This is a genomic window from Micromonospora deserti (assembly GCF_003236335.1).
GTDB classification, from domain to species: domain Bacteria; phylum Actinomycetota; class Actinomycetes; order Mycobacteriales; family Micromonosporaceae; genus Micromonospora; species Micromonospora deserti.
Genome location: NZ_POUB01000288.1, coordinates 1 through 7,164, shown reverse-complemented (window position 1 = coordinate 7,164; position 7,164 = coordinate 1). Strand labels below are relative to the sequence as shown.

At 73.5% G+C, this 7,164-nt stretch carries 6 protein-coding genes, 1 tRNA gene and 2 pseudogenes; 5 read left to right on the top strand and 4 right to left on the bottom strand.

All coding sequences use genetic code 11. The features are described 5' to 3' along the window. A pseudogene (locus C1I99_RS27095) lies at nt 1-294 on the bottom strand (hypothetical protein); the annotation flags it as partial. Nucleotides 295-413: 119 nt separating this feature from the next. Next, complete coding sequence (locus tag C1I99_RS27090) at nt 414-1,034, bottom strand: ANTAR domain-containing response regulator (RefSeq protein WP_111137044.1); 621 nt, start codon at nt 1,032-1,034, stop codon at nt 414-416. A 97-nt stretch (nt 1,035-1,131) separates the two neighbouring features. Between C1I99_RS27090 and C1I99_RS27085 the strand changes: the two genes are divergently transcribed. Next, a tRNA-Leu gene (locus tag C1I99_RS27085) sits at nt 1,132-1,215 on the top strand. 374 nt (nt 1,216-1,589) lie between these two features. After that, nucleotides 1,590-1,718 carry a hypothetical protein gene (locus tag C1I99_RS34670; protein WP_267897525.1) on the top strand — a complete coding sequence of 43 codons (129 nt, stop codon included), beginning with the start codon at nt 1,590-1,592 and terminating at the stop codon, nt 1,716-1,718. 87 nt (nt 1,719-1,805) lie between these two features. Here the strand turns inward: C1I99_RS34670 and C1I99_RS27075 are convergent, their stop codons facing one another. Then, nucleotides 1,806-2,966 carry a trans-sulfuration enzyme family protein gene (locus tag C1I99_RS27075; protein ID WP_111137042.1) on the bottom strand — a complete coding sequence of 387 codons (1,161 nt, stop codon included), beginning with the start codon at nt 2,964-2,966 and terminating at the stop codon, nt 1,806-1,808. Between the two features lie 102 nt (nt 2,967-3,068). Here C1I99_RS27075 and C1I99_RS27070 point away from each other — a divergent pair, with 102 nt between their 5' ends. Further along, complete coding sequence (locus C1I99_RS27070) at nt 3,069-3,548, top strand: Lrp/AsnC family transcriptional regulator (protein WP_111137041.1); 480 nt, start codon at nt 3,069-3,071, stop codon at nt 3,546-3,548. Nucleotides 3,549-3,623: 75 nt separating this feature from the next. Beyond that, complete coding sequence (locus C1I99_RS27065; protein ID WP_111137045.1) at nt 3,624-4,646, top strand: LLM class flavin-dependent oxidoreductase; 1,023 nt, start codon at nt 3,624-3,626, stop codon at nt 4,644-4,646. Between the two features lie 207 nt (nt 4,647-4,853). Here the strand turns inward: C1I99_RS27065 and C1I99_RS27060 are convergent. Next, nucleotides 4,854-5,394: pseudogene (locus tag C1I99_RS27060) on the bottom strand (rhamnogalacturonan lyase family protein). A 133-nt stretch (nt 5,395-5,527) separates the two neighbouring features. Between C1I99_RS27060 and C1I99_RS27055 the strand changes: the two are divergent. Next, entirely contained in the window at nt 5,528-6,961 is a 1,434-nt protein-coding gene (locus tag C1I99_RS27055) for a pyridoxal phosphate-dependent decarboxylase family protein (protein WP_233512740.1), read from the top strand. Nucleotides 6,962-7,164 lie beyond the last annotated feature (203 nt).

Genomic DNA, 7,164 nt, shown 5'->3' with positions numbered 1-7,164 from the left:
AGATGTGTATAAGCGACAGGACCACGACGCCCCGTCGGTGCTCGTCCAGGCGGCCGGCCGGGTCTCCCCCGCCGCGTCGGCCACCCCACCCACCGCGTACCACCGGCCGGCGCAGGCCGCGGCGTCGCGCACCAGCAACCGACCGGGCGCGCCCGGCGGCGCCGGCAGGGTCACCGGCCGCCAGGCCGGGCGCAGCGGCGCGGACCCGTCACCAGCGGGCGCCGCCGGCCGGGTACAGCCGGCGAACAGCACGGCGAGCACACCGAGCACCGCCACCCGCCGCCGTACCGACACGGCATCAGATGCTATCGATCCACCCGCCGGGCGCGTGTCCCCGAACGGCCGGGCCGTGGCCGGCACGAATCAACCGAGCGGCGCCTCACGGTCTCGGGAGGGACCGGGCGGGCCGGCGCTCAGGAGGCGGGCTGGGCGACCTCGCCGCCGGAGGTCTCGGCGAGGATCCGCTCGGCGACCTCCTTCATGGTCATCCGGTGGTCCATCGCGGTGCGCTGGATCCACTTGAACGCCTGCGGCTCGGACATCCCGTACGTCGTCATCAACGCGCCCTTGGCGCGCTCCACGGTCTTGCGGATCTCCAGCCGGTCGGTCAGCCCGGCGACCTCCGCCTCCAGGGCCGCGATCTCCGAGTACCGGGACAGCGCGATCTCCACCGCCGGCACCAGGTCGCTCTTCTGGAACGGCTTCACCAGGTACGCCATCGCGCCGGCCGCCCGCGCCCGCTCCACCAGGTCCCGCTGGCTGAACGCGGTCAGGATGATCACCGGGGCGATCCGGGCACCGGCGATCCGCTCGGCGGCGGCCAGCCCATCCATGATCGGCATCTTGATGTCGAGGATGACCAGGTCGGGCTTGAGCTCCTCGGCGAGCCGGACGGCGGTCTCGCCGTCACCGGCCTCCCCCACCACCTCGTAGCCCTCTTCGACGAGCATCTCGGCGAGGTCCAGCCGGATAAGCGCCTCATCCTCGGCGATCAGTACGCGCCTGCGCTCGGCATCCGTCTGCGTCTCGCCCATGAGCCCTACCCCCCACGATCCTTTCGGCACGGCTACCACCCATGCTCCCGCAAGAGCCTAGTCGGGTACAGTGAGCGACACCCGTCCGAGGGGCGGAGCCGGGATGGAGGAATCGGCAGACTCGGATGCCTCAAAAGCATCTGCCCGAGAGGGCGTGCGGGTTCAAGTCCCGCTCCCGGCACATTGGTCGCACACCCGCTCGATGATGCGGGTGTGCACCCACCACACCTCCGAGCCCGTGTCCGCGCTCTTCGAAGCCCTGGCTACAACATCCGGTCGTTAGCCCAGAGCCTCTCCCTGCCCTACACCACCGTCTGGCACTGGTGCGTCGACCGACCCGAGCCGGCACTCATCGGTACGGCCCTCCGCTGCTTCCGCTGCTCCCCCGGCGTCGACAATCCGACAGATCGTTCGACCTACGCCTATCTACTCGGCCTGTACCTGGGCGACGGCCACCTGGCCGTCAGTGCCAAGGTTCCCGTTCTCCGCATTGCGTGCCGACCGCTTATCCCGACCTCGTCGCCGCATGAGTTCACCAACGAGTCGGCCGACATCATGGGCCTGTGCCGGTGGGCGCTGGACCTGCGGGGCGTCGCCTGGCGGATGAACCGGCGCAACTCGCTGTCGGTGGCCCGCCGGGAGGCGGTCGCCGCCCTCGACCGGCACGTCGGCCCCAAGTCCTGACCGGGCTGAACCCACCCTGGGTGCCGGTCGGCGAGCGATCGACGCAGATCAACGGCGTCGGCGGGCAGCTGGGACGGGCGCGGCGGGTCAGCCGATCGCGGCGAGCGCCCGCGCCAGGTCGGCACGCAGGTCCTCCGGGTCCTCCAGGCCCACGGAGATGCGCAGCAGCCCGCCGCTGGGCTTGGCGGCCCCCTCGACGGGGCGGTGGGTCAGCGACGCCGGGTGCTGGATGAGGGTGTCGACGCCGCCGAGCGACACCGCGTGGGTGATCAGGCGGCAGGCGCCGGCGACGGTGGCCGCGGCGGGCGCTCCGCCGCGTACCTCGAAGGCGAGCAGGCTGCCGGGGCCGGCGAGTTGCCGGCCGACGAGCCCGGCGGGGTCGTGCAGCGAGGGGTGGTGCACGCGGGTGACGGCGGGGTGGTCGGCGAGCCAGGCGGCGAGCTTCTCCGCGCCGGCCTGCTGGGCGCGGACCCGCAGCGGGAGGGTCTGCAGGCCGCGGTGCAGCAGGTACGCGCCGAGCGGGTGCAGGATCGCGCCGGTGAGCGCGCGCACCTGGCGCAGCCGGGCGGCCCAGTCGGGGTCGCAGGCGATGGCGCCGGCGAGCACGTCGCCGTGTCCGCCGATGCTCTTGGTGGCGCTGTGCAGCACGAGGGTGGCGCCGTGCCGGGTGGGCTGCTGGAGCACCGGTGTGGCGACGGTGTTGTCGACGAGCAGCGGCGCGTCGCCGGCGGCGCGGGCGAGGGCGGCGATGTCGACCAGGTCGAGGGTGGGGTTGGCCGGGGTCTCGACGATGACGAGGGCGGTGTCGCAGCGGACGGCGGCGGCGACCTGGTCGGGTCGGGCCCAGGTGACGGTGGTGCCGAGCAGGGCGGTGGCGAGTACGTGGTCGGTGCCGCCGTAGAGGGGGCGGACGGCGACGAGGTGCCGTTTCCCGTCGCGGGTGGCGGCGAGCAGGGCGGCGGTGAGGGCGGCCATGCCGCTGGCGAAGGCGACCGCTTCGGCGGTGCCTTCGAGGTCGGCGAGGGCGGTCTCGAAGCGGGCGACGGTGGGGTTCCAGAGCCGCTGGTAGACGGCGCTGCCGCCGGCGGGGAGGGTGCCACCGGTGGCGAGGGTCTCGTAGGCGTCGCCGCCGGCGTCGACCGAGGGCAGCGGGTTGGTGGTGGAGAGGTCGATCGGCGGTACGTGGACGCCGAGGGCGGCGAGGTCGTCGCGGCCGGCGTGCACGGCTCGGGTGTCCACGGTCGTCATGACGGAGAGGATCGAACATGCGGCTAGGTGGGGGCAATAGGTCCGCAGATGATTCGGTGAATAGCACTAGAGAAGCCGAATGATTCGGTGCAGGATGGCGGCATGCCCCCTGTAGTGAATGATGTGCGGCCATTCGCGGCCCTGGACGACACCGATCGGGCGATCCTCACCGAGCTGGCCGCGGACGGCCGGTTGCCGAACAACGCCCTCGCCGAGCGGGTCGGCGTGGCGCCGTCGACGTGCCTGGCCCGGACCCGGGCGCTGCGGGAGTGCGGGGCGATCCGGGGCTTCCACGCGGAGGTCGATCCGGCGGCGGTGGGCCTGCCGTTGCAGGCGCTGGTGTCGGTGCGGTTGACCGCGCACGAGCGGGCCGCGGTGGACGCGTTCCGGGCTCGGTCGGTGCGGCTGCCGGGGGTGGTGTCGGTGTTCCACGTGGCGGGCGCGGAGGACTACGTGCTGCACGTGCGGGCCGCCTCGGCGGACGCGCTGCGGGACTTCGTGCTGGACCATCTGGCGGTGGACCCGGCGGTGCAGCACACCCAGACCAGCCTGATCTTCGAGCAGGCCCGGGGTCTGGGCTGAGCGGGGCGGGCCACGGCCGGTGGCCCGTCGGGTGTGACCCGTCCGGCGAGTGGAACAAACCCGGCGCAGGCGGTGTTGGCGCGACGTGTGATCAACGTACCGCTCGCTGTTCTTGATCTTGCTCCGGTCGCGGCCGGCACCACCGCCGGTGACGCCCTGCGGCACACCACGGAGCTGGCCCGGCGCACCGAGGAGCTGGGTTACCACCGGTTCTGGGTGGCCGAGCACCACAACATGCCGGCGATCGCCTCGTCCGCGCCGGCGGTGTTGCTGGCGCACCTGGCCGCGCACACGAGCAGGATCCGGCTGGGCTCGGGCGGGGTTATGCTGCCCAACCACGCACCGCTGGTGGTGGCCGAGCAGTTCGGCACGCTGGAGGCGCTGCACCCGGGCCGGATCGACCTGGGCATCGGCCGGGCGCCGGGCACCGACCAGGTCACCGCGCTGGCGCTACGCCGGACCATGGAGGGGTTGTCGGCGGAGGGGTTCCCCCGGGAGCTGGCCGACCTGATGAACTACTTCAGCGGCGAGCAGCCGGGGCCGATCACGGCCACCCCGGGCCGGGGTGAGCAGCCGGCGATCTGGCTGCTCGGCTCCAGCGGGTTCAGCGCGCAGCTGGCCGGGCTGCTGGGGTTGCCGTTCTCGTTCGCGCACCACTTCAGCGCGCAGCACACTTTGCCCGCGCTGGCGCTGTACCGGCAGAGCTTCCGGCCGTCGCGCTGGCTGGAGAAGCCGTACGCGATGGTCGCGGTCAACGCCGTCTGCGCGGAGACCGACGAACGGGCCGAGTGGCTGGCCGGGCCGGCCGCGCTGTCGTTCCTGAAGCTGCGCTCGGGTCGCCCGGAGCCGCTCGCCACACCCGAGGAGGCGGCCGCGTACCCGTACACCGACCTGGAGCGGGAGTTCGTCGCGCAGCGCCGGGAGGGGCAGGCCACCGGGTCGACGGAGACGGTACGCCGGCAGCTGACCGACCTGCTGGAGCGCACCGGCGCGGACGAGCTGATGCTGACCACGCTGGTGTACGACATCGACGACCGGGTGCGCTCGTACCAGCTGATCGCCGAGCAGGTGGCCGGCGGCCTGCGGCGGAGCGCCTGAAACACGATCTTCACGTCGGCGTCACCCCCGCGACCCCCGGCCTGCCTACTGTTCCTGACAGGTGGTGGTACGGCATTCCCCGGTCGGGACGGGTCGGGGATGCCGCGGTGTGGCGCACCGGGCCGCAGCTGTGCGGATTCCGCGGCTGCGGCCCGGTGCCTGCCCCGCCGCCGGGCCCGGCGCCACCGGGCCCGGCGGGGGTGACGGTCACCGCAGGTGGATGTTCGGCGCGGGCGGGTTCGCCATGCCGTCGCCGATGAAGAAGCCCGGGTGCGGGGGCTGGTTGTAGGCGGTGTTCTGCCAGGCGATCACGACCCGGTACTGGGGGTCGTGCATCAGGGTGTGGATCCGGGTGCCGGTCGGGATCGGCGTGCTGTAGATCCGCAGTGCCCGGCTGTCGCTGGTGCGCCAGAGCACCTCCTCGCGCCAGTCCCCGAGCAGGTCCGCGGAGAGCGCCACGGGTGCGGTCGAGCAGTTCGCGGACCGGGTCGCCGTCCCACCAGGCGAGGAAGTTCGCCGACGACGGGTTGCGCCCGACGATCGCGCCGGTGGGGCCGTACAGGTTGCCCATGTTGGTGCCGGCGCCCCAGAACTCGGCGCCCGGGCTGCCGGCGTACACGTCACCGGCGACACCCCGGCCGGGGCCCTCCGCGCCGCCGTTGTTGGGCCGCTGCCAGATCACCTGGCCGGTGCGGGCGTCGTGCACGTCGGCGGCCGGCTGGCTGCCGGACTCGTGGATGGTGAACACCTCCAGGCCGGCGCGGCCCGGGATCAGGTGTCAACAGGGTGGCTCCGCGCACCTGCGATGCAAGGGCAAGCGCTTTCTCGCCACCATCCATGATTGTCTTGCCCCACCACCGGTCTCCTGATCCACTCCAGAAATGGCTGAGCACATGACCCCGGACGAGTTCCGTCGCGCCGGGTATGCCGTGGTGGACTGGATCGCCGACTACTGGGCGACGCTGGGGCAGCGCCCGGTGGCCTCGCAGGACTCACCGGGCGCGGTGGCCGCCGGGCTGCCGGCGGGGCCGCCGGAGCACGGCGAGCCGGTCGAGGCGGTCCTGGCCGACCTGGAGTCGCTGATCGCCCCGCGGCTGACCCACTGGCAGCACCCCGGCTTCTTCGGCTACTTCCCGGCCAACACCTCCGGCCCCAGTGTGCTGGGCGACCTGGTCAGCGCCGGGCTGGGCGTGCAGGGCATGCTCTGGGCGACCGGCCCCGCCTGCACCGAACTGGAGACGGTGCTGCTGGACTGGCTCGCCGACCTGCTGGAGTTGCCGAAGCGGTTCCACTCCGGCTCCGGCGGCGGCGGCGTGATCCAGGACTCGGCGTCCTCGGCGACGCTGGTGGCGACCCTGGTCGCGCTGCACCGGGCCGGGGGCGGCCGGTGGCGCGAGGTCGGCGTCGACCGCCGCTACCGCGCGTACACCTCCACCCAGGGGCACTCGTCGATCGAGAAGGCCGCCCGGATCGCCGGGCTGGGCACCGACGGCGTACGGCCGGTGGAGGTGGACCCGGACACGCTGGCGATGTCCCCGGCGGCGCTGCGGGCGGCGATCGAGGCGGACCGGGCCGCCGGTGTGGTGCCCGCCATCGTGGTGGCCACCGTCGGGACCACGTCCACCACCGCGATCGACCCGCTGCCGCAGATCGGCGCGATCTGCGCGGAGTACGGCGTGTTCCTGCACGTCGACGCCGCGTATGCGGGGGCGGCGGCGGTCTGCCCGGAGCTACGCTTCGGGCATGCCGGCCTGGAGTACGCCGACTCGTACTGCTTCGACCCGCACAAGTGGCTACTCACCGGCTTCGACTGCGACGCGTTCTGGGTGGCCGACCCGGCCGAGCTGATCGAGGCGCTGACCGTGCTGCCGGAGTACCTGCGCAACGCGGCCACCGAGTCCGGCGCGGTGATCGACTACCGGGACTGGCAGGTGCCGCTGGGCCGCCGGTTCCGGGCGCTCAAGCTCTGGTTCGTGCTGCGCTGGTACGGCGTCGAGGGGTTGCGCGCACACATCCGTTCGGGGGTCGCGCTCGCCGGGCGGTTCGCCGACCGGGTCCACGCCGACGACCGGTTCGAGCTGGCCGCGGCGCACCCGTACTCGCTGGTCTGCTTCCGGCTGCGCGCTGACGACGAGACCAACGCCGAGCTACTGGCCCGGGTCAACGCCACAGGTCGGGTGCACCTCACGCACACCCGGGTGGCCGGCCGGTACGCGCTGCGCCTGGCCGTCGGCTCACCGCAGACCACCGAGGCTCACGTCGACGAGGCATGGCAGCTGCTCGCCAGCACCGCCGACGCCCTCCTCCCGCGCTGACCGCGCCGTCCGCCTCCCGATCACCGCCGGGAGGTGGGTCCGGCGCCGCCGGCGGGAGACCCTGGCGGAAGAGGTTGCCTCCGGGGGCGCGGTTCCGGGCCTCGCCGCGGCGGCGGGGCGCGACGAGCGGTCTCCGGCGGCGCGGTCGTCGGGTCAGCGGCGGTGGGCGGCGGCCGGCTCGGGCGGGGCCACGGGTTCTGGTG

What these genes read in the sequence shown, in the direction of transcription:
- C1I99_RS27070 (WP_111137041.1), top strand. Translation starts at nt 3,069, where the DNA reads ATGCCCCCTGTAGTGAATGATGTGCGGCCATTCGCGGCCCTGGACGAC.
- C1I99_RS27090 (WP_111137044.1), bottom strand. Translation starts at nt 1,034, where the DNA reads ATGGGCGAGACGCAGACGGATGCCGAGCGCAGGCGCGTACTGATCGCC.
- C1I99_RS27055 (WP_233512740.1), top strand. Translation starts at nt 5,528, where the DNA reads ATGGCTGAGCACATGACCCCGGACGAGTTCCGTCGCGCCGGGTATGCC.
- C1I99_RS34670 (WP_267897525.1), top strand. Translation starts at nt 1,590, where the DNA reads ATGGGCCTGTGCCGGTGGGCGCTGGACCTGCGGGGCGTCGCCTGGCGG.
- C1I99_RS27075 (WP_111137042.1), bottom strand. Translation starts at nt 2,966, where the DNA reads ATGACGACCGTGGACACCCGAGCCGTGCACGCCGGCCGCGACGACCTC.